This is a genomic window from Ureibacillus sinduriensis BLB-1 = JCM 15800 (assembly GCF_000772955.1).
GTDB lineage: Bacteria > Bacillota > Bacilli > Bacillales_A > Planococcaceae > Ureibacillus > Ureibacillus sinduriensis.
The window spans coordinates 49356-69284 of the sequence record NZ_JPVO01000051.1; the positions used below are offsets into that span (position 1 = coordinate 49356).

Below are 19929 nucleotides of genomic sequence, written 5' to 3' on the forward strand. Positions count from 1 at the left end.
TTGTAACATTGGTGGGAGTTTCTAAGTAAAAATTTTACAAAAAGCAGGAATTTCATTAAATAAAAAACCAATTCGCGAGCGTCCCCACGAATTGGTCAAAGTCGTTATAAACTTTATTATTTTTGGATTGAAGCTACTACTCCAGCTCCAACAGTACGGCCACCCTCACGGATAGAGAATTTTGTACCTTCTTCAAGAGCGATTGGAGAGATTAATTCAACGTTCATTTCGATGTTGTCACCAGGCATTACCATTTCAACGCCTTCTGGTAAGTTGATAACACCAGTTACATCAGTTGTACGGAAGTAGAACTGAGGACGGTAGTTTGAGAAGAATGGAGTATGACGTCCACCCTCTTCTTTTGATAATACATAAACTTCTGCTTTGAAAGTTGTATGTGGAGTGATTGAACCTGGTTTAGCTAATACTTGACCACGTTGGATGTCTTCACGAGCAACCCCACGAAGTAAAGCACCGATGTTGTCACCAGCTTCAGCATAATCTAATAATTTACGGAACATTTCTACACCAGTTACAGTTGTAGATTTAGCTTCTTCGTCGATACCAACGATTTCAATTACGTCACCAACTTTAACTTGACCACGTTCAACACGACCTGTAGCAACAGTACCACGACCAGTGATAGAGAATACGTCCTCTACTGGCATCATGAATGGTTTGTCAGTTTGACGTTCTGGAGTTGGGATGTACTCGTCAACAGCGTTCATTAATTCAACGATTTTTTCTTCCCATTCTGCTTCGCCTTCAAGAGCTTTAAGAGCAGAACCTTTGATTACTGGAAGATCGTCACCTGGGAAATCGTATTCAGAAAGTAAATCACGTACTTCCATTTCAACTAATTCTAGTAATTCTTCGTCATCAACCATATCACATTTGTTTAAGAATACTACTAAGTAAGGTACACCTACTTGGCGTGATAAAAGGATGTGCTCACGAGTTTGTGGCATTGGGCCATCAGCAGCAGATACTACTAAGATACCGCCGTCCATTTGAGCAGCACCAGTGATCATGTTTTTAACATAGTCAGCATGTCCTGGGCAGTCAACGTGCGCATAGTGACGAGATTCAGTTTCATATTCTACGTGAGAAGTGTTGATAGTGATTCCACGTTCTTTTTCTTCTGGAGCGTTATCGATATCAGCGTATGATTTAGCTTCTCCACCCATTTTTTTTGAAAGAACTGTAGCGATTGCAGCAGTTAATGTAGTTTTACCATGGTCAACGTGTCCGATTGTACCAATGTTAGCATGCGTTTTCGAACGGTCAAATTTTTCTTTAGCCATTAGAGTTAGCCTCCTAAATATGAGTTTATTATTTTTTATGTTATAACTGCTGGCTGAAAAGGGCCCTTAGCAGCCAGTCAATCATAGCTTACAAATTATTTATACTTGAAACAAGATGAAATTTCAATTATTCACCTTTATTTTTTTTGACGATCTCTTCTGAAATAGATTTTGGTACTTCTTCATAGTGATCAAATACCATTGAGAATACACCACGCCCTTGCGTTGCAGAACGTAAAGTTGTTGCATATCCAAACATTTCAGCAAGTGGAACCATCGCACGAACAACTTGAGCATTACCGCGAGCTTCCATACCTTCTACACGTCCACGACGAGAAGTGATGTTACCCATGATATCACCAAGATATTCTTCTGGAATTACAACTTCTACTTTCATAACTGGTTCTAATAGAACTGGGTTACATTTTGAAGCTGCAGCTTTAAGAGCCATAGAAGCGGCGATTTTGAAGGCCATTTCGTTTGAATCGACATCATGGTAAGAACCATCGTATAATTTTGCTTTAATGTCGATTAATGGGTATCCTGCGATAACACCGCGGTCTAGAGAGTCACGAAGACCCGCTTCAACAGCTGGAATGTATTCACGTGGTACAACCCCACCAACTACTGCGTTTTCAAATTCAAAACCTTTACCTTCTTCATTTGGAGAGAATTCAATCCAAACGTCTCCGTATTGCCCACGACCACCAGATTGGCGTGTGAATTTACCTTGTACTTGAGCTGAACCACGGAAAGTTTCACGGTAAGAAACTTGTGGAGCACCCACGTTAGCTTCTACTTTGAACTCACGTTTCATACGGTCAACCAAGATATCAAGGTGAAGCTCACCCATACCAGAGATGATTGTTTGACCAGTTTCTTGGTCTGTATGTGCACGGAAAGTTGGATCTTCTTCTTGAAGTTTTTGTAAAGCTTGTCCCATTTTATCTTGGTCAGCTTTAGATTTTGGTTCTACAGATAAAGAGATAACTGGCTCAGGGAATTCCATAGACTCTAAGATAACAAGATTTTTCTCGTCACAAAGAGTGTCACCAGTAGTAGTATCTTTTAGACCTACAGCTGCAGCGATATCTCCAGAGAATACTTTTGAAATTTCTTCACGAGAGTTAGCGTGCATTTGCAGGATACGACCTACACGTTCACGTTTACCTTTTGTAGAGTTTTGTACGTATGAACCTGATTCTAAGACACCAGAGTACACACGGAAGAATGTTAATTTACCAACATAAGGGTCCGTCATAACTTTGAACGCTAATGCTGCAAATGGCTCTTCATCGTTAGAATGACGTACCATTTCATCACCAGTGTCAGGATCGATACCTTTGATTGCTTCTACGTCAGTTGGAGCTGGTAGATAGTCAATTACAGCATCAAGCATTAATTGAACACCTTTGTTTTTGAATGCTGTACCACAAATAACTGGGTAGAATTGTACAGATAATGTAGCTTTACGGATACCAGCTTTAAGCTCTTCAAGAGTGATTTCTTCACCAGCGAAGTATTTCTCCATTAAATCTTCATCAAGTTCTGCAACAGCTTCTACTAATTTTTCACGGTATTCTTCAGCTTGTGCTTTGTGTTCTTCTGGGATTTCACGTACTTGGATGTCAGTACCAAGGTCGTTACCATAGAAGATTGCTTTCATTTCAACTAAATCGATAATTGCTTCGAATTCATCTTCAGCACCGATTGGTAGTTGAATTGGGTGAGCGTTGGCTTGTAGACGGTCATGAAGAGTGCCTACAGAGTAAAGGAAGTCTGCACCGATTTTATCCATTTTGTTAACGAATACGATACGAGGAACTCCATAAGTTGTCGCTTGACGCCATACAGTTTCAGTTTGTGGCTCAACACCTGATTGAGCATCAAGTACTGTAACTGCACCATCAAGTACACGTAAAGAACGTTCAACTTCTACAGTGAAGTCTACGTGTCCTGGTGTATCGATAATGTTAACGCGGTGACCATTCCATGCAGCTGTTGTCGCAGCAGAAGTGATTGTAATACCACGTTCTTGCTCTTGCTCCATCCAGTCCATTTGAGAAGCACCTTCGTGAGTTTCACCGATTTTATGAATCTTACCAGTGTAATAAAGGATACGCTCAGTTGTTGTTGTTTTACCAGCATCAATGTGAGCCATGATCCCAATATTACGTGTATTCTCAAGTGAGAATTCGCGTTTCATAGGAAATTTCTCCTTCCATATTGGGTGTTACTATTGTTTGAATATATATTTAAATCTACGTACTAGCAAGCAGCTAGCACGTAGTTTAAACTACTACCAACGATAGTGTGCGAATGCTTTGTTTGCTTCTGCCATTTTGTGCATATCTTCACGTTTCTTAACTGAAGCACCTGTGTTGTTAGATGCATCAAGGATTTCGTTAGCTAAACGCTCTTCCATAGTTTTCTCACCACGAAGACGAGAGTAGTTAACTAAATAACGAAGACCTAAAGTAACACGGCGTTCTGGACGTACTTCTACTGGTACTTGGTAGTTAGAACCACCAACACGGCGAGCACGTACTTCAAGAACTGGCATAATGTTGTTTAAAGCAGCTTCGAATACTTCGATTGGATCGTTACCAGAACGTTCTTTAACTAATTCGAACGCACCGTATAAAATCTTTTCAGAAGTACCTCTTTTACCATCAATCATCATTTTATTGATTAAACGAGTTACTAGTTTTGAATTGTAAATTGGATCTGGTAACACGTCACGTTTGGAAACAGGACCTTTACGAGGCATGTGTTTTCCTCCTTTCGATAATTATCTCATTTATATAATCAAGTTGCCATTTGTATTTAATACTGAGATTTTGAACCGTGCGCACGTTTCATATGAATTCAGATTCTCATACAAACTACAGAATGGTTATACGTTATTGGGAAACTAAATTATTTTTTCTCTTTTGGACGTTTTGTACCGTATAGAGAACGTGATTGCATACGACCGTTTACACCGGCAGTATCAAGAGCACCACGTACGATATGGTAACGTACCCCTGGTAAATCTTTTACACGACCACCGCGGATTAATACTACGCTGTGTTCTTGTAAGTTATGGCCTTCACCAGGAATGTAAGCTGTAACTTCAATTTGGTTAGTTAAGCGTACACGCGCATATTTACGTAACGCTGAGTTTGGTTTTTTAGGTGTCATAGTACCAACACGAGTACAAACACCACGTTTTTGTGGAGAATTAACATCTGTTAAAGATTTTTTAAAGCTGTTATATCCCTTATTTAACGCTGGTGAATTTGATTTCGTAGTTTTGGATTTACGAGGCTTACGTACCAATTGGTTAATTGTAGGCATCGGTTTTTCCTCCCTTCATTTATTCCTTTTTAATACCACACATCCAGGTGGTTCATTTTTAGGGTAAAAACAAAGTCTTTGTGTTCTATACACAAAAACTAACTTGCAGCGATTGCAACAACCGCAGCTCCAACGTGAATACCACAAGCTTTGCCAAGTTCTTTTTTCGACTCAACGAGACTCACTGGTACGCCGACTTCTTTTGCAAGAATAACCACTGGATCGGTTACCCAATTGTCTGCATCGAGTGCGACAAAGAGTTCTGTAACTTGACCAGCCCGGATTGCTTTCACTGCTTGCTTTGTACCTATGATTGTTTGACTAGCCTGTTTCACTCTTTCATAAGACATTTTCATATCCTCCAAAGTACAGACAGTTAACTATCAACCTTAAGTATATTAACATTATCAATTTAAACTGTCAAATATTTTTATTAAAATTCTCTTGGGAGCTAAGTAATCTCCCAAGGAATTTTATCTATCATTCATAAAAATGAATAATTATTCTGCTGAAGTAAGTTCTTCTAGCTCTTCGGATTCTTCAATACGAATTTGACGGTAACGCTGCATACCAGTACCAGCCGGAACAAGTTTACCGATAATTACGTTCTCCTTCAGACCTAGTAGTTCATCACGCTTACCTTTAATTGCAGCATCCGTTAACACACGAGTTGTTTCCTGGAATGACGCGGCAGATAAGAATGATTCCGTTTCAAGAGAAGCTTTCGTAATACCAAGGATAACAGGACGACAAGTTGCCGGTACTTTACCACTTAGAATTACATCTCTGTTTGCCTCGGCGAATTGGTGGATATCCAATAATGAGCCAGGTAATAGATCTGTATCGCCCGCTTCAATTACACGCACTTTACGAAGCATTTGGCGAACCATTACTTCGATATGCTTATCCCCAATTTCTACCCCTTGCATACGGTATACTTTTTGCACTTCTTTTAGCAAGTATTCTTGAACAGTGGCTACATCCTTAACTTTTAGCAATTGTTTTGGATCAATAGAACCTTCTGTCAGAATTTGACCAGGTTTAATCACATCGTCTAACTGTACTTTTAAGCGGGCATTATATGGCGCTTGGTACTTACGAGTTTCAATTTCACCTTGGATTGTAATTTCTTTTAAGCCTTCACGAATTTCTTCAATTTCAGATACTTTACCTGTAATTTCGGAGATTACCGCTTGCCCTTTAGGGTTACGTGATTCAAAAATCTCCTGGATACGTGGAAGACCTTGTGTAATATCGTTTCCAGCTACCCCACCAGTATGGAATGTACGCATTGTTAATTGCGTACCAGGCTCACCGATTGATTGAGCAGCGATGATACCAACCGCTTCCCCAACTTCAACCTCTTCCCCTGTCGCCAGGTTAATACCATAACATTTTTTACATACGCCATGTTTTGTATTACATGTGAATGCCGAGCGAATCGTCACTTCAGTGATACCCGCATCTTCAATAACACGAGCAATATCTTGAGTGATCAACTCGTCACGATCTAAAATGACAGCGCCAGTTTCTGGGTGGAATATTGTTTTCTTCGTATGGCGTCCGATGATACGTTCATCCAATGTTTCAATAACTTCCGTGCCTTCCATTAAGGCACCGATAGTTAAACCACGGTCAGTTCCACAGTCATCTTCACGTACGATAACATCTTGTGCAACGTCAACTAGTCGACGTGTTAAGTAACCTGAATCGGCAGTTTTTAACGCTGTATCTGCAAGACCTTTACGAGCACCATGAGTGGAGATGAAGTATTCCAATACGGTTAAACCTTCACGGAATGAAGATTTGATCGGAAGTTCGATAATACGACCGGCCGGGTTGGCCATTAATCCACGCATACCAGCAAGCTGGGTAAAGTTAGATGCGTTACCACGGGCACCAGAGTCACTCATCATGAAGATCGGGTTAGTATCCGGTAGAGAGTCCATCAGTTTGGATTGAATTTCATCTTTTGCTGCTGACCAGCTCGAAATGACACGGTCATAACGTTCTTCTTCCGTTATTAAACCACGGCGGAATTGAACCATTACTTTGTCAACTTTTTTCTGTGCTTCTTCCAGAATTTCAACTTTTTCAGGTAATACCACGATATCTGAAATCGCAACGGTAATACCGGCTTTAGTTGAATATTTAAATCCTAGGTCTTTCATTCGGTCAAGCATTTTAGACGTTTCTGTAATATGGAATCGTTTAAATACTTCCGCAATGATATTACCCAAGAATTTCTTGCGGAATGGGCTGATTGTTTTAACAGAAGCAAAATGTTTCACTAATACCGCACGACGTTCTGCCTCAACTTTTTCACCTTCCGAAAGTTCATTGTATCCTTCGGTAGCTTGTAGGTGCTGTAATGTTTCCTCATCAATCGTTAAAGATGCAAAGTATTGTTCTGGTGTTTTTTGCTCTAAGTTCACATCAGTAGGTTCATTAATGTAAGGGAAAGATTCAGGAAGAATTTCATTGAAAATCACCTTACCAACTGTCGTTAATAAGAACTGTTTATTTTGTTCTTCAGTAAAAGTCGGGTTGTTTAATGAACTTGCTTTAAGTGCAATACGTGTGTGCAAATGCACATTCCCCGTTTGGTATGCGATTAGCACTTCATCCGGACCATAGAAAACGGAACCTTCACCACGTGCTCCTTCACGCTCAAGAGTTAAGTAATAGTTTCCTAACACCATATCTTGAGATGGAGTAACAACTGGTTTACCGTCTTTCGGGTTCAAGATGTTTTGAGCAGCTAACATAAGTAAGCGCGCTTCTGCTTGAGCTTCAGCTGATAACGGAACGTGAACCGCCATTTGGTCACCATCGAAGTCAGCGTTGTATGCTGTACATACTAATGGGTGAAGACGAATTGCACGACCTTCTACCAATGTAGGTTCGAACGCTTGGATACCAAGTCTGTGAAGCGTTGGTGCACGGTTAAGCAACACTGGATGCTCACGAATAACATCTTCCAATACATCCCAGACCTCATTGTGCATACGTTCGATTTTACGTTTTGCACTCTTGATGTTATGGGCAAGGCCACGTTCAACAAGCTCTTTCATTACGAAAGGCTTGAATAGTTCAATTGCCATCTCTTTTGGAAGACCACATTGGTACATTTTCAAGTTTGGACCTACTACGATAACTGAACGACCTGAATAGTCTACACGTTTACCAAGCAAGTTTTGACGGAAACGTCCTTGTTTCCCTTTTAGCATATGTGAAAGGGATTTAAGCGGACGATTACCAGGTCCTGTTACAGGACGACCACGACGGCCGTTATCGATCAGTGCATCCACCGCTTCTTGTAACATACGTTTTTCGTTTTGTACGATGATGCTAGGAGCACCAAGGTCAAGAAGACGTTTTAAACGGTTGTTGCGGTTAATTACACGGCGATATAAATCGTTCAAGTCTGAAGTAGCAAAACGACCACCGTCCAATTGCACCATAGGACGAAGCTCCGGTGGAATAACAGGAAGTACATCCAGGACCATCCACTCTGGTTTATTGCCAGAATTACGGAACGACTCGATTACTTCAAGACGTTTAATCGCACGAGTACGGCGTTGACCTTGAGCAGACTTCAACTCTTCTTTTAAAGTATTTGTTTCATCTTCTAGATCGATTTGTTCCAGAAGTTTTTTAATAGCTTCCGCACCCATTGCCGCTTCGAAAGTTGCACCGAATTTTTCACGGTATGCGCGATACTCTTTTTCGGATAAAAGTTGCTTTTTATCTAAACTAGTATCACCAGCTTCGATTACGACATATGAAGCGAAGTAGATTACTTCTTCCAATGCACGAGGTGACATATCAAGAATAAGTCCCATACGGCTTGGAATACCTTTGAAATACCAAATATGTGAAACAGGCGCTGCAAGTTCAATATGGCCCATACGTTCACGGCGAACTTTTGCGCGAGTTACTTCAACACCACAGCGGTCACAAACGACACCTTTATAGCGGACACGTTTGTATTTGCCACAGTGGCATTCCCAGTCTTTAGTAGGTCCGAAAATGCGTTCGCAGAACAGACCATCTTTCTCTGGTTTTAACGTACGATAGTTAATTGTTTCAGGTTTTTTTACTTCTCCATAAGACCAAGAACGAATCTTATCGGGTGAAGCTAAACCAATTTTCATATATTCAAATTCATTAACGTCTATCAAGGAGCCTACCTCCCTTTAGTATAAGTCCTCTAACGACTTTTCGAAGCTCAACAATTAATTCATTTATTTATAGCTAAAAATCGGGCAGGCAGAATGTACTTCCTCCTGCCCGATGCATGAGACTACTCTACAGACTCTACAGCATCTTCTTTTTCACTAGCAGGTAAAATATTTAGTGCATCAGTTGGTTGAAGCTCATCTTCGTCATCTAAATCGCGAAGTTCAACTTCTTCGTCATTGATTGTTAACATTTTTACATCCAAACCTAGTGATTGAAGCTCTTTGATTAAAACTTTGAAAGACTCTGGAACGCCTGGTTCCGGAACACTTTCACCTTTAACGATTGCTTCATAAGTTTTTACGCGTCCAACAACATCGTCTGATTTGATTGTTAAGATTTCTTGAAGAGTATATGCAGCACCGTATGCTTCAAGTGCCCATACCTCCATCTCACCAAAACGTTGTCCACCAAACTGTGCTTTACCACCAAGTGGTTGTTGTGTAACAAGTGAGTAAGGACCTGTAGAACGGGCGTGAAGTTTATCATCAACCATGTGGGCTAATTTAATCATATACATGATTCCAACAGATACACGGTTGTCTAATGGTTCACCTGAGCGGCCATCATAAAGAATGGTTTTACCATCACGGTTCATACCAGCTTCTTCCATCGTTTCCCAAACATCTTCTTCATTAGCTCCATCAAATACCGGTGTAGCCATATGAAGACCCAAGTAGCGAGCAGCCATACCTAAATGAAGCTCCAATACTTGTCCGATGTTCATACGAGAAGGTACCCCAAGTGGATTCAACATGATATCAACTGGTGTTCCATCCGGCATGAACGGCATATCTTCTTCAGGAAGAATACGTGAGATTACCCCTTTGTTACCATGACGTCCGGCCATTTTGTCCCCAACGCGGATTTTACGTTTTTGAACAATGTAAGCACGTACCAATTGGTTAACGCCCGGTGGCAGCTCATCGCCATCTTCACGGTTGAAGACTTTAACATCTAGTACAATTCCGCCTGCACCATGAGGTACACGTAGAGATGTATCACGAACTTCACGAGCTTTTTCACCGAAGATAGCGTGTAATAAGCGCTCTTCAGCAGTTAACTCTGTTACCCCTTTAGGAGTTACTTTACCTACAAGAATATCACCATCACGAACTTCCGCACCGATGCGGATAATTCCACGGTCATCCAAGTTGCGAAGAGCATCTTCACCTACGTTTGGAATATCACGCGTGATTTCTTCAGGCCCTAGTTTTGTATCACGGGATTCTGATTCATATTCTTCAATATGAACAGATGTGTATACATCATCTTTTACAAGACGTTCGTTCATGATTACAGCATCTTCATAGTTGAAACCTTCCCAAGTCATGAAAGCAACTAAAACGTTACGACCAAGTGCCAGCTCACCCAGTTCCATTGAAGGACCATCAGCGAGGATATCTTTTGGTTTAACGCGATCGCCGACTTTAACGATTGGGCGTTGGTTAATTGAAGTACCGTGGTTGGAACGAGTGAATTTTTGAAGTTTATATTTCGTTAATTCACCTTTAACTTCCTTGCCATCAATCTCTTCAATACGACGAACGTGAATTGAACGAGCTTCTACATGTTCAACGATTCCGTGGAATTTGTTGACCACAGCAGCACCTGAGTCACGAGCGTCTACGTGTTCCATACCAGTACCAACGAAAGGAGCTTCCGGGTTTAATAAAGGAACCGCTTGACGTTGCATGTTCGCACCCATCAAGGCACGGTTTGAGTCATCATTTTCCAAGAACGGGATACAAGCTGTCGCAGCTGAAACTACTTGTTTCGGCGATACGTCCATATAGTCAACACGATCTCTTTTGAATACCGTGTTATCCCCTCGGAAACGTCCTAAAACTTCTTCGTTAACAAAGGATCCATCAGGATTTAATGGTGAGTTTGCTTGCCCAACGATATAGTTATCCTCTTCATCAGCTGTTAAGTAATCAATATGCTCTGTTACTTTGCCTGTTTCAGGATCCACACGACGGTACGGTGTTTCGATGAAACCGAATTTATTGACCTTTGCATATGATGACAGTGAGTTAATTAACCCAATGTTCGGACCCTCCGGTGTCTCGATCGGACACATACGGCCATAGTGGGAGTAGTGGACGTCACGTACTTCCATACCAGCACGTTCACGAGTTAAACCACCAGGCCCTAAAGCAGAAAGACGACGTTTGTGCGTTAACTCTGCCAATGGATTGGTTTGGTCCATGAATTGCGATAATTGTGAGCTACCAAAGAACTCTTTAATTGATGCAATTACAGGACGGATGTTGATTAATTGTTGAGGTACGATTGACGCCGTGTCATTGATAGACATACGTTCACGTACAACACGCTCCATACGGGATAACCCGATACGGAATTGATTTTGTAACAGCTCACCTACAGAACGTAAGCGACGGTTACCTAAATGGTCGATATCATCCGTATTTCCTACGCCATACAATAAGTTGAAGAAATAAGACATTGAAGCTATTACATCCGCAGGCGTAATATTCTTCACTTCTTCGTCAATATAGGCGTTAGAAATAATGTTGATTTCTTTTTGCGCTTCATCATTGGGCGCGTAGATTTTAATCGATTGGATTGTTACATCTTCTTCTAACACACCGCCGACTTGCGACAATGTACGGAAGCCGATGCCATTTTCCAAATATGGAATAATGCGATCCAAATTTCGGCGGTCCAATGTTGTACCCGCTTCGACTAAGATCTCTCCTGTTTCTGGATCCACAAGAGTTTCAGCAATCGTTTGGTTGAATAAACGATTTTTAATGTGAAGCTTTTTATTCATTTTATAGCGTCCAACGTTTGCTAAATCATAGCGTTTAGCATCGAAGAAACGTGAATATAATAAGCTTTTTGCACTTTCAACCGTTGGTGGTTCACCTGGACGAAGACGCTCGTAGATTTCTAAAAGCGCTTTTTCAGTGCTATCAGTATTATCTTTTTCAAGCGTATTTCTTAGGTACTCGTTATCGCCAAGGATATCAATGATTTCTTGGTCTGAACCGAATCCTAATGCACGCAATAATACTGTGACAGGTAATTTACGTGTACGATCAATTCGTACATAAACTACGTCCTTCGCATCTGTTTCATACTCTAACCATGCACCACGGTTTGGAATTACAGTAGCACCAAAGCCTTTTTTACCGTTCTTATCAGTTTTATCATGGAAGTAAACGCTTGGAGAACGAACTAATTGTGATACAATTACGCGTTCGGCACCGTTAATTACAAACGTGCCTGTTTCGGTCATTAATGGGAAATCCCCCATGAAAACATCTTGCTCTTTCACTTCATCTGTTTCTTTGTTGTGGAGACGCACTTTTACGCGCAATGGAGCTGCATAAGTTACGTCGCGTTCTTTACATTCATCGACATCATATTTAGGTTCACCTAAACTATAATCGATGAATTCAAGTGAAAGATTACCTGTAAAATCTTCGATTGGAGAAATGTCGCGGAACATCTCACGCAACCCTTCTTCAAGGAACCACTCGTAAGATGCTGTCTGAATCTCAATTAAATTCGGAAGCTCCAGCACCTCTTTAATACGCGCAAAGCTTCTACGCTGGCGGTGTTGTCCGTACTGAACTAGTTGACCTGTCAACTCATTCACCCCTCATTAAAGCGATAATAGGTCTTTGCAAAACCATCTAAATGGTGTATGATTTCGAAAGACAAAAAGAAAACGAGTCTTTTCTCAAGAATCATTTTCGGTTAAACTAAACTTATTCGTGGTAAGTATACCCACATAAAATGCATTGCATACAAAAGGGCAAACTCCCACAAAATAATAATTTTGCATTTTATTATGTTATCATAGCCATTTTGTCAAGTCAATATTTTATACTCTCCGAACTTTTATTTCCACCTACAATTGTTGCGGCAATGAAAATAAAACTATTTTTTCGCTCGTATAATCCAATAACCCTTCTTCTTCTCGACTACTTCAACTTCTGCAAATTTTTCATCCAAGTAATTCATCGTAGATGGCGCACCTTGTTTCTTCTGAATGACAATCCACAATTCTCCACCCGTAGATAACTTTTCATAAGCACCGTCATAAAATTTAAAAACAGTTTCCTTACCTGCACGAATTGGTGGATTTGTTAAAATTGCGGCAACTTGTAATCCTTCTTCAACGGAAGCAAGACCATCACTTTCAAAAATTCGTACATTTTGAACTCCGTTAGTTTGCGCATTTTTCTTTGATAACGCAACTGCCCTTTCATTGATATCCATCATACAGATGAGGCGGTCCTTATATTGTTTAGCGATTGACAACCCAATCGGGCCATAGCCGCAACCAACATCCAGGATTGCACCTTCCAGTTCTGGCAGTCTAAAAGTTTCAATCAAGACACGGGATCCAAAATCTACTTCGCTTTTACTAAATACTCCTGAATCCGTTTCAAACAAAAACGAATTTCCGAGCAACGTAAATTTCCATTGGCGTGGTTTACTTTCAGTTTGAGGCTTATTTGAATAATAGTGTTCAGACATCTTAACGTGCCCTCCTCAAAGAAAAATGAAGAAAGCTCGTCAAAAAGACGAGCTTTCTTTATTTATTGAAAATAAGGTAGTCAGAAATTACTTAACTTCGATTGAAGCGCCAACTTCTTCAAGTTTAGCTTTCATTTCTTCTGCTTCTTCTTTAGATACGCCTTCTTTTAATGCTTTAGGAGCGTTATCTACTACTTCTTTAGCTTCTTTTAAGCCAAGACCAGTGATTTCACGAACCACTTTGATTACTTTGATTTTTTGGTCACCAGCAGATGCTAGTACTACGTCAAACTCAGTTTTTTCTTCAGCAGCAGCTGCACCAGCGCCACCTACTACTGCTACAGGAGCAGCAGCTGTTACACCGAATTCTTCTTCGATTGCTTTTACTAAATCGTTTAATTCAAGAACTGTCATAGCTTTGATAGCTTCTAAGATTTGATCTTTGTTCATTATATTTTCCTCCTATATGGATGTTTGTAGTTTTGTTAGGCAATTTGCCTTAATGTTGTTACTTTGAAGTTTAGGCAACTATTAAGCGCCTTGCTCTTCTTTTTGTTCTGCAACAGCTTTTGTTGCAAGCGCGAAATTGCGCATTGGAGCTTGAAGTACAGATAAAAGCATAGATAGTAAACCTTCGCGTGATGGAAGTTCAGCAAGAGCTTTCACATCATCAGCCGAAGATACGTTACCTTCAATGATACCTGCTTTAATTTCAAGAGCTTCGTTCTTTTTAGCGAAATCATTGATGATTTTCGCTGGAGCTACCACGTCTTCGTTAGAGAACGCTACAGCGTTTGGACCAGTTAAGAATTCGTTAATTCCTTCAACACCAGCGATTTCAGATGCACGACGAGTTAAAGTGTTTTTGTATACTTTGAACTCAACACCAGCTTCGCGAAGTTGTTTACGAAGTTCTGTAACTTGACCAACAGTTAAACCACGGTAATCCACTACAACTACTGAAGCTGCAGCTTGGAATTTATCAGCGATTTCTTGTACAACTGCTTTTTTTGTTTCGATTACAGTGCTCATGATTGACACCTCCTATTAGAATGGGTCATTTATACCGACAAAAGAAAGCCTCTAGCCATACTTAAGTAGACTAGAGGCGGAAAATTCATCATCTTAAAAGAATCCGATTTCTGTGTCCTCGGTAGGGAGATTTAAGTGCTAGGCACCCCTACTGTCTACGGTACAAATGGATATTCACAACGTCATTCATCTTATCAAGAAAGATAATCGTTGTCAACATTATTTATAATAAATTACTTTATATTATTATTTTACAACTACGCTAGAAGAATCAATTTTCACTGATGGTCCCATTGTAGAAGTAACATTTACAGATTTCATGTAAGTACCTTTAGCTGCTGCAGGTTTTGCTTTTTGAACTACGTCAAATACAGCCAAGAAGTTTTCAACTAATTTTTCAGTTTCGAATGAAACTTTACCGATAGGAGCGTGGATGATACCAGCTTTGTCAGCACGGTATTCTACTTTACCAGCTTTAATTTCGTTGATCGCTTTAGTTACGTCGAAAGTAACTGTACCAGTTTTAGGGTTTGGCATTAAACCTTTAGGTCCTAATACACGACCAAGTTTACCAACTTCACCCATCATGTCAGGAGTTGCAACGATTACATCAAAGTCGAACCAACCTTGTTGGATTTTGCTGATGTATTCTGCATCGCCTACATAGTCAGCGCCAGCAGCTTCAGCTTCTTTAAGTTTTTCGCCTTTAGCGAATACTAATACACGTTGAGTTTTACCAGTACCGTTTGGAAGCACTACTGCACCACGGATTTGTTGGTCGTTTTTACGAGTATCAATTCCAAGTCTGAAAGCAACTTCAACTGTTGCGTCGAATTTTACTGTGCTTGTTTGTTTTGCTAAAGCAATCGCTTCTTCAGCAGTATATAAAGTTGAACGGTCAACTAATTTAGCTGCATCTTGCAGTCTTTTACCTTTTTTTGCCATTATAATTTCCTCCTTGATTGTGGTTATAGCGGATATTCCTCCCACGAATAGAGGTTGCGCTTGTTCCCAAAGAACTTACCGCAACCTCCAAAAAACAAAAGCCTTCTAATCATCAAGTAAACAAGGTATTTCCAACGAATTAGTCTTCGATAACAATACCCATGCTGCGTGCTGTACCTTCAACCATCGCCATAGCTGATTCAACTGAAGCAGCGTTTAGGTCTGGCATTTTTTGTTCAGCGATTTCACGCACTTTATCACGTTTAACCGTTGCAACTTTATTACGGTTTGGTTCACCTGATCCAGATTGGATACCTGCTGCTACTTTAAGTAACACTGCTGCAGGTGGAGTTTTTGTAATGAAAGTGAAAGAACGATCTTCGAAAACAGTGATTTCAACTGGGATAATTAAACCAGCTTGATCAGCAGTACGAGCATTGAACTCCTTACAGAATCCCATGATATTCACACCTGCTTGACCTAATGCAGGACCAACCGGTGGAGCTGGATTAGCTTTACCAGCAGGGATTTGAAGTTTTACAATTTTAATAACTTTTTTAGCCACGAGACACACCTCCTTAAGTCCGTGATGTGGTAATTGGGTTGCCCCTCCCACTCAAATATCTGTCTGTCAGCTAATTGCCGATAACATTAAAAGATTAATTTTCATAGACAAACTATCCTAGGACAGTCTGACCTATGAAATGATAACACTTTTAATTTATATAAGCAAGTATTATCTTACTGAAAATTACTTGCGTGTTGTAGCATTATAATTTCTGAATTTGTTCAAAGTCAAGTTCCATCTTCGTTTCGCGACCGAACATATCGACACTAACTTTAACTTTGCCTTTGTCCACATCAATTTCTTCCACTTTACCTTGGAAGTGAGCAAACGGCCCTTCTAATACTTCCACAAATTCCCCAACTGTTATATCCAGTTCGCCAACGGTTTTTTTCGTAATACCCATCTGGCGCAATAAACGATCCACTTCTTCGGGCAATAGTGGTGTGGGTTTTGCCCCGCCGCCTGAAGAACCAATAAATCCTGTAACACCCGGTGTATTACGCACTACATACCAAGACTCATCAGTCAGAATCATTTCCACCATTACATAACCAGGGAAAACTTTGCGCATGACTGTACGCTTTTTGCCATCTTTCAAATCCGTCTCTTCGTGTTCTGGGACAACTACACGAAAAATGTTATCTTGCATCCCCATTGTTTCAACACGTTTTTCAAGATTTGCTTTCACACGATTTTCATAGCCTGAATAAGTATGCACTACATACCATCTTTTTTCCATATTGTTGCCGGACTATATGTCCGTCCCTCCTTCACTCATCACATACGCCTAGCGAGGTTTTATACGAATACTAAGGAATTTTAGCCGAATATTAGTATAAAATACATCACCTATCTTTTTGGCGGTAAATCGTATTTTTAATTTAATCAAAACCTGAAACAAATGAAAAAAACCCGTTAACATTTAAAGACGGGCCATTTTCAAAATATTAACAATTCATTTTAAAGATCGATATACCAGCGGAATAGTTCTGAAACACCTAAGTCAACTAACACAAAAAAGAAAGCCATCACAATTACTGTTGAAACAACGACAACCGTATATTTTGTAAGCTCTTTACTTTTTGGCCAGCTTGTCTTTCTCATTTCAGACATTACGTCTGATAGAAACTGTTTAATCTTGCCCATTCTAGCTTAACCTCCGAACAAATCATCTATTCTATGTTTCAATCTAATTTACTAAATCAAATGCGCATTGGCGTATTGGTTCGCCGAAAATTTATGAATATCATTCGATAAACTTCGCAACATCCGCGTTCAACTTGAATTTGCAGTTTGAATACGTATAGAGTAGATCGATTCGTATTCATGGGAAGTATAATTATCGAGTTTGCTTATGCACTGTATGTTCATTGCAATGCGAACAAAACTTTTTCAATTCGAGTCGCTCACTTGCACTTGCTCTTTCAGGAACTGAATAGTTTCTGGAACCACATTTTTCGCAACATAAACCAATTTTTTTTTGCATTTTTGAAAATTCACCTATTTTTTTGCATTTTGTCTTTTAAAGACTAACACCTAAACCTATTGCTGTCAATAAGGGCAAAGTTTCGCTCTAGCTTTGCTCACCTATTTCCAGGTGACGCTCCAGTTTGCGCTTTACACGTTGGAGTGCATTATCAATTGATTTGACATGGCGATTTAACTCTTCCGAAATCTCATTATAGGATTGTCCATCTAAATATAATGCTAAAACTTGTTGCTCAAGCTCACTAAGGATTTCGCCTATTTTTTCTTCAAGATGGGAATACTCTTCCCGATTGATCATTAAATGGACCGGGTCCTCCGACTCCGAACTGATGATGACATCCATCAACGTTCTATCAGACTCCTCATCATAGATTGGTTTATCGAGAGAAACATAGGAATTTAACGGTATATGCTTTTGGCGCGTCGCTGTTTTAATGGCCGTAATAATTTGGCGCGTGATACACAGCTCCGCAAACGCCCTGAAAGAGGAAAGCTTGTCCCCTTTAAAGTCTCTTATTGATTTATATAAACCTATCATTCCTTCTTGAATGATATCTTCCTTATCTGCTCCAATCAAAAAATAGGAGCGCGCCTTCGCTTTGACAAACAGTCGATATTTCGTAATTAAGTAATCTAACGCCTCTGTATTCCCGTGATGTACTTCTTCAATAAGTTGTTCATCTGAAAGGTCTTCAAATCGTTGCAGCACTTGTGTTTGACTCTCTTTTAGCATCGGCATCACCCCAGAACGTTCGTATAGTGTTAGGAATAGTATAACGGAATTGGAAAATATAGGTCAACCTAGTTATTTCAAACCTCTTCTCCATTTTTCAAAAGCCAACTCTACTTCTTTCGATAATTGAATCCTAGATTTCGGTTTTTCCTCAAGTGTTGATTTTACTTTTTGCGTAATATTCGACTTAATAATTTCCATTTCGATTTCCAGTTCCCTCGCCGACTTACGAAGGGCGCCATTTCCGAAAATGACATTTTGCTCTGTCAGATCGGAAGTAGCTACATAGATTTGTATTTTACGGCCCTTTAACTCATTTGTAAGTTTTTCTATCCGTTCATCTGCGGTTTCGTTCTTTCTAGTATAGATGATTTCCACCGCACTTTGCACGTAGGTTTGCTGCGCTCCGGGAACTAGGTGGGCATCAAACACGACAATCACCCGTCCCCCAAGCGACGCTTTATATTCAGCCATGAGTTCAAGCAAGCGATTGCGCGCTTCCTCAAAATTTGTATCACGAAGAGGGCGCAATTCCTTCCATGCCCCAATCATATTGTAGCCATCGACAATTAAAATTGTTTGCATGATACAACTTATCCATTCTTTTCTTGGCGCTTGCGGTATACTTCATACATCAAAAGGGCGGCAGCTACTGAAGCATTTAAGGAATTCACATGACCGATCATTGGCAAGTGATATAAAAAGTCGCATTTATCTTTTAACAATCGACTCATTCCACGACCTTCACTGCCGATAATAACCGCTAACGGCAAGGTTGCATCCATCTTCCGATAATCAGCAGATCCTTTAGCATCAGTCCCGGCAATCCACACACCATTCTCCTTTAATTCATCGACCGTTTGCGCCAGGTTCGTCACCCGAACAACGGGTACATGTTCAATTGCTCCCGTAGAGGCCTTCGCTACAACCGCGGTAAGCCCTACTGCGCGTCTTTTCGGGATAATGATGCCATGAACACCGATTGCGTCTGCAGTACGCATAATGGAACCCAGATTGTGCGGATCTTCAAGCTCATCAAGTATTAGGAAAAATGGATCCTCATTTTTTGCTTTCGCCGCCCCAAACAGGTCGGCTAATTCTGCATACTTATACGCAGCAACAGAAGCGACAATCCCTTGATGGTTTTCACTCGACAATTGATCCACCTTTTTTTTAGGGACAAACTGCACGAGCACCCCACGTTCACGGGCGAAATCCAACAACTCGTTAATACCTGCTTTTTTTACACCTTCGGCAATCCAAAGCTTATTAATTTCCCTTCCAGAACGCAGTGCCTCAAGTACCGGGTTTTTTCCAGCAATCATTTCATTATTATGTTCAGTCATTACGAAGCCCCCTTTGATTGCTCAACTATTTTTATTGCATACTCGATTATTTCATAGACTCGTTCATATTGCTTTGTTAAATACAGGCTGCCTAAAATCGCTTCAAACCCTGAACTATTCCGATATGTCTGCACATCGGTGTTTTTAGGAACCGAACCTGATTTTGCATTGCGCCCTCTTTTAAAGACTGCCATTTCTTCTTCTGTTAAGTAGTTCTCGTCCATCAATCGATGAATAATCATCGATTGTGCTTTGGCCGACACATAACTTGTCGCCTCTTTATGGAGTCGATTCGGCTTCGCTCGTCCATTCATGAGGAGATGCTCCCGAACTTTTTGTTCGAGAACAGCATCTCCCATATAGGCTAATGCAAGTGCATTCAATTGTTTTACATCTTCCACACGAAGTTGTGTCATA

General features: G+C 40.4%; 19 protein-coding genes and 1 other annotated feature. All 19 genes read right to left on the minus strand.

The genetic code is table 11. The features are described from left to right. Positions 1–116 precede the first annotated feature (116 nt). Positions 117–1304, minus strand: a complete 1188-nt coding sequence (gene tuf / locus CD33_RS10875; protein WP_036200762.1) for an elongation factor Tu — start codon at positions 1302–1304, stop codon at positions 117–119. 127 nt (positions 1305–1431) lie between these two features. Then, complete coding sequence (gene fusA, locus CD33_RS10880; RefSeq protein ID WP_036200763.1) at positions 1432–3510, minus strand: elongation factor G; 2079 nt, start codon at positions 3508–3510, stop codon at positions 1432–1434. A 93-nt stretch (positions 3511–3603) separates the two neighbouring features. Then, entirely contained in the window at positions 3604–4074 is a 471-nt protein-coding gene (rpsG, locus tag CD33_RS10885) for a 30S ribosomal protein S7 (protein ID WP_036200764.1), read from the minus strand. Between the two features lie 149 nt (positions 4075–4223). Continuing rightward, entirely contained in the window at positions 4224–4643 is a 420-nt protein-coding gene (rpsL, locus tag CD33_RS10890; protein ID WP_036200765.1) for a 30S ribosomal protein S12, read from the minus strand. 98 nt (positions 4644–4741) lie between these two features. Then, on the minus strand, positions 4742–4993 hold the full coding sequence (locus tag CD33_RS10895; protein ID WP_036200766.1) for a ribosomal L7Ae/L30e/S12e/Gadd45 family protein: 252 nt from the start codon (positions 4991–4993) through the stop codon (positions 4742–4744). A 150-nt stretch (positions 4994–5143) separates the two neighbouring features. Beyond that, on the minus strand, positions 5144–8827 hold the full coding sequence (gene rpoC, locus CD33_RS10900; protein ID WP_036200767.1) for a DNA-directed RNA polymerase subunit beta': 3684 nt from the start codon (positions 8825–8827) through the stop codon (positions 5144–5146). A gap of 122 nt (positions 8828–8949) precedes the next feature. Then, positions 8950–12513, minus strand: a complete 3564-nt coding sequence (gene rpoB, locus CD33_RS10905; RefSeq protein ID WP_176400077.1) for a DNA-directed RNA polymerase subunit beta — start codon at positions 12511–12513, stop codon at positions 8950–8952. Positions 12514–12797: 284 nt separating this feature from the next. Beyond that, positions 12798–13400 carry a class I SAM-dependent methyltransferase gene (locus CD33_RS10910; RefSeq protein WP_036200770.1) on the minus strand — a complete coding sequence of 201 codons (603 nt, stop codon included), beginning with the start codon at positions 13398–13400 and terminating at the stop codon, positions 12798–12800. 87 nt (positions 13401–13487) lie between these two features. Beyond that, positions 13488–13850, minus strand: coding sequence for a 50S ribosomal protein L7/L12 (gene rplL / locus CD33_RS10915; RefSeq protein WP_036200771.1), 363 nt, complete (start codon positions 13848–13850; stop codon positions 13488–13490). A gap of 81 nt (positions 13851–13931) precedes the next feature. Next, on the minus strand, positions 13932–14432 hold the full coding sequence (gene rplJ, locus CD33_RS10920) for a 50S ribosomal protein L10 (protein ID WP_036200772.1): 501 nt from the start codon (positions 14430–14432) through the stop codon (positions 13932–13934). Between the two features lie 32 nt (positions 14433–14464). Further along, positions 14465–14611, minus strand: a sequence feature (ribosomal protein L10 leader region). 67 nt (positions 14612–14678) lie between these two features. Then, complete coding sequence (gene rplA, locus CD33_RS10925; protein WP_036200775.1) at positions 14679–15377, minus strand: 50S ribosomal protein L1; 699 nt, start codon at positions 15375–15377, stop codon at positions 14679–14681. A 139-nt stretch (positions 15378–15516) separates the two neighbouring features. After that, positions 15517–15942: a 50S ribosomal protein L11 gene (gene rplK / locus CD33_RS10930; RefSeq protein WP_036200776.1), complete on the minus strand. Its 426-nt coding sequence runs from the start codon at positions 15940–15942 to the stop codon at positions 15517–15519. A 205-nt stretch (positions 15943–16147) separates the two neighbouring features. Further along, complete coding sequence (nusG, locus tag CD33_RS10935; protein ID WP_036200778.1) at positions 16148–16684, minus strand: transcription termination/antitermination protein NusG; 537 nt, start codon at positions 16682–16684, stop codon at positions 16148–16150. Positions 16685–16905: 221 nt separating this feature from the next. Then, the gene (secE, locus tag CD33_RS10940) at positions 16906–17091 is read right to left on the minus strand and encodes a preprotein translocase subunit SecE (protein ID WP_036200779.1); all 186 of its coding nucleotides are present in this window, start codon (positions 17089–17091) and stop codon (positions 16906–16908) included. 193 nt (positions 17092–17284) lie between these two features. Continuing rightward, positions 17285–17431 (minus strand): 50S ribosomal protein L33, encoded by a 147-nt coding sequence (gene rpmG / locus CD33_RS19870; protein ID WP_084591326.1) that lies wholly within the window; start codon positions 17429–17431, stop codon positions 17285–17287. A gap of 87 nt (positions 17432–17518) precedes the next feature. After that, the gene (sigH, locus tag CD33_RS10945; protein WP_036200780.1) at positions 17519–18166 is read right to left on the minus strand and encodes an RNA polymerase sporulation sigma factor SigH; all 648 of its coding nucleotides are present in this window, start codon (positions 18164–18166) and stop codon (positions 17519–17521) included. A 72-nt stretch (positions 18167–18238) separates the two neighbouring features. Beyond that, on the minus strand, positions 18239–18751 hold the full coding sequence (locus CD33_RS10950) for an NYN domain-containing protein (RefSeq protein ID WP_036200781.1): 513 nt from the start codon (positions 18749–18751) through the stop codon (positions 18239–18241). An 8-nt stretch (positions 18752–18759) separates the two neighbouring features. After that, positions 18760–19512 carry a 23S rRNA (guanosine(2251)-2'-O)-methyltransferase RlmB gene (gene rlmB / locus CD33_RS10955; RefSeq protein ID WP_036200782.1) on the minus strand — a complete coding sequence of 251 codons (753 nt, stop codon included), beginning with the start codon at positions 19510–19512 and terminating at the stop codon, positions 18760–18762. Next, complete coding sequence (locus CD33_RS10960; RefSeq protein WP_036200783.1) at positions 19512–19928, minus strand: Mini-ribonuclease 3; 417 nt, start codon at positions 19926–19928, stop codon at positions 19512–19514. Before CD33_RS10960 ends, rlmB begins: the two co-directional genes overlap by 1 nt. Between the last annotated feature and the right edge of the window lies 1 nt (position 19929).

What these genes read in the sequence shown, in the direction of transcription:
- tuf (WP_036200762.1), bottom strand. Translation starts at nt 1,304, where the DNA reads ATGGCTAAAGAAAAATTTGACCGTTCGAAAACGCATGCTAACATTGGT.
- fusA (WP_036200763.1), bottom strand. Translation starts at nt 3,510, where the DNA reads ATGAAACGCGAATTCTCACTTGAGAATACACGTAATATTGGGATCATG.
- rpsG (WP_036200764.1), bottom strand. Translation starts at nt 4,074, where the DNA reads ATGCCTCGTAAAGGTCCTGTTTCCAAACGTGACGTGTTACCAGATCCA.
- rpsL (WP_036200765.1), bottom strand. Translation starts at nt 4,643, where the DNA reads ATGCCTACAATTAACCAATTGGTACGTAAGCCTCGTAAATCCAAAACT.
- CD33_RS10895 (WP_036200766.1), bottom strand. Translation starts at nt 4,993, where the DNA reads ATGTCTTATGAAAGAGTGAAACAGGCTAGTCAAACAATCATAGGTACA.
- CD33_RS10910 (WP_036200770.1), bottom strand. Translation starts at nt 13,400, where the DNA reads ATGTCTGAACACTATTATTCAAATAAGCCTCAAACTGAAAGTAAACCA.
- rplL (WP_036200771.1), bottom strand. Translation starts at nt 13,850, where the DNA reads ATGAACAAAGATCAAATCTTAGAAGCTATCAAAGCTATGACAGTTCTT.
- rplJ (WP_036200772.1), bottom strand. Translation starts at nt 14,432, where the DNA reads ATGAGCACTGTAATCGAAACAAAAAAAGCAGTTGTACAAGAAATCGCT.
- rplA (WP_036200775.1), bottom strand. Translation starts at nt 15,377, where the DNA reads ATGGCAAAAAAAGGTAAAAGACTGCAAGATGCAGCTAAATTAGTTGAC.
- nusG (WP_036200778.1), bottom strand. Translation starts at nt 16,684, where the DNA reads ATGGAAAAAAGATGGTATGTAGTGCATACTTATTCAGGCTATGAAAAT.
- secE (WP_036200779.1), bottom strand. Translation starts at nt 17,091, where the DNA reads ATGGGCAAGATTAAACAGTTTCTATCAGACGTAATGTCTGAAATGAGA.
- rpmG (WP_084591326.1), bottom strand. Translation starts at nt 17,431, where the DNA reads ATGCAAAAAAAAATTGGTTTATGTTGCGAAAAATGTGGTTCCAGAAAC.
- sigH (WP_036200780.1), bottom strand. Translation starts at nt 18,166, where the DNA reads ATGCTAAAAGAGAGTCAAACACAAGTGCTGCAACGATTTGAAGACCTT.
- CD33_RS10950 (WP_036200781.1), bottom strand. Translation starts at nt 18,751, where the DNA reads ATGCAAACAATTTTAATTGTCGATGGCTACAATATGATTGGGGCATGG.
- rlmB (WP_036200782.1), bottom strand. Translation starts at nt 19,512, where the DNA reads ATGACTGAACATAATAATGAAATGATTGCTGGAAAAAACCCGGTACTT.
- CD33_RS10960 (WP_036200783.1), bottom strand. Translation starts at nt 19,928, where the DNA reads ATGACACAACTTCGTGTGGAAGATGTAAAACAATTGAATGCACTTGCA.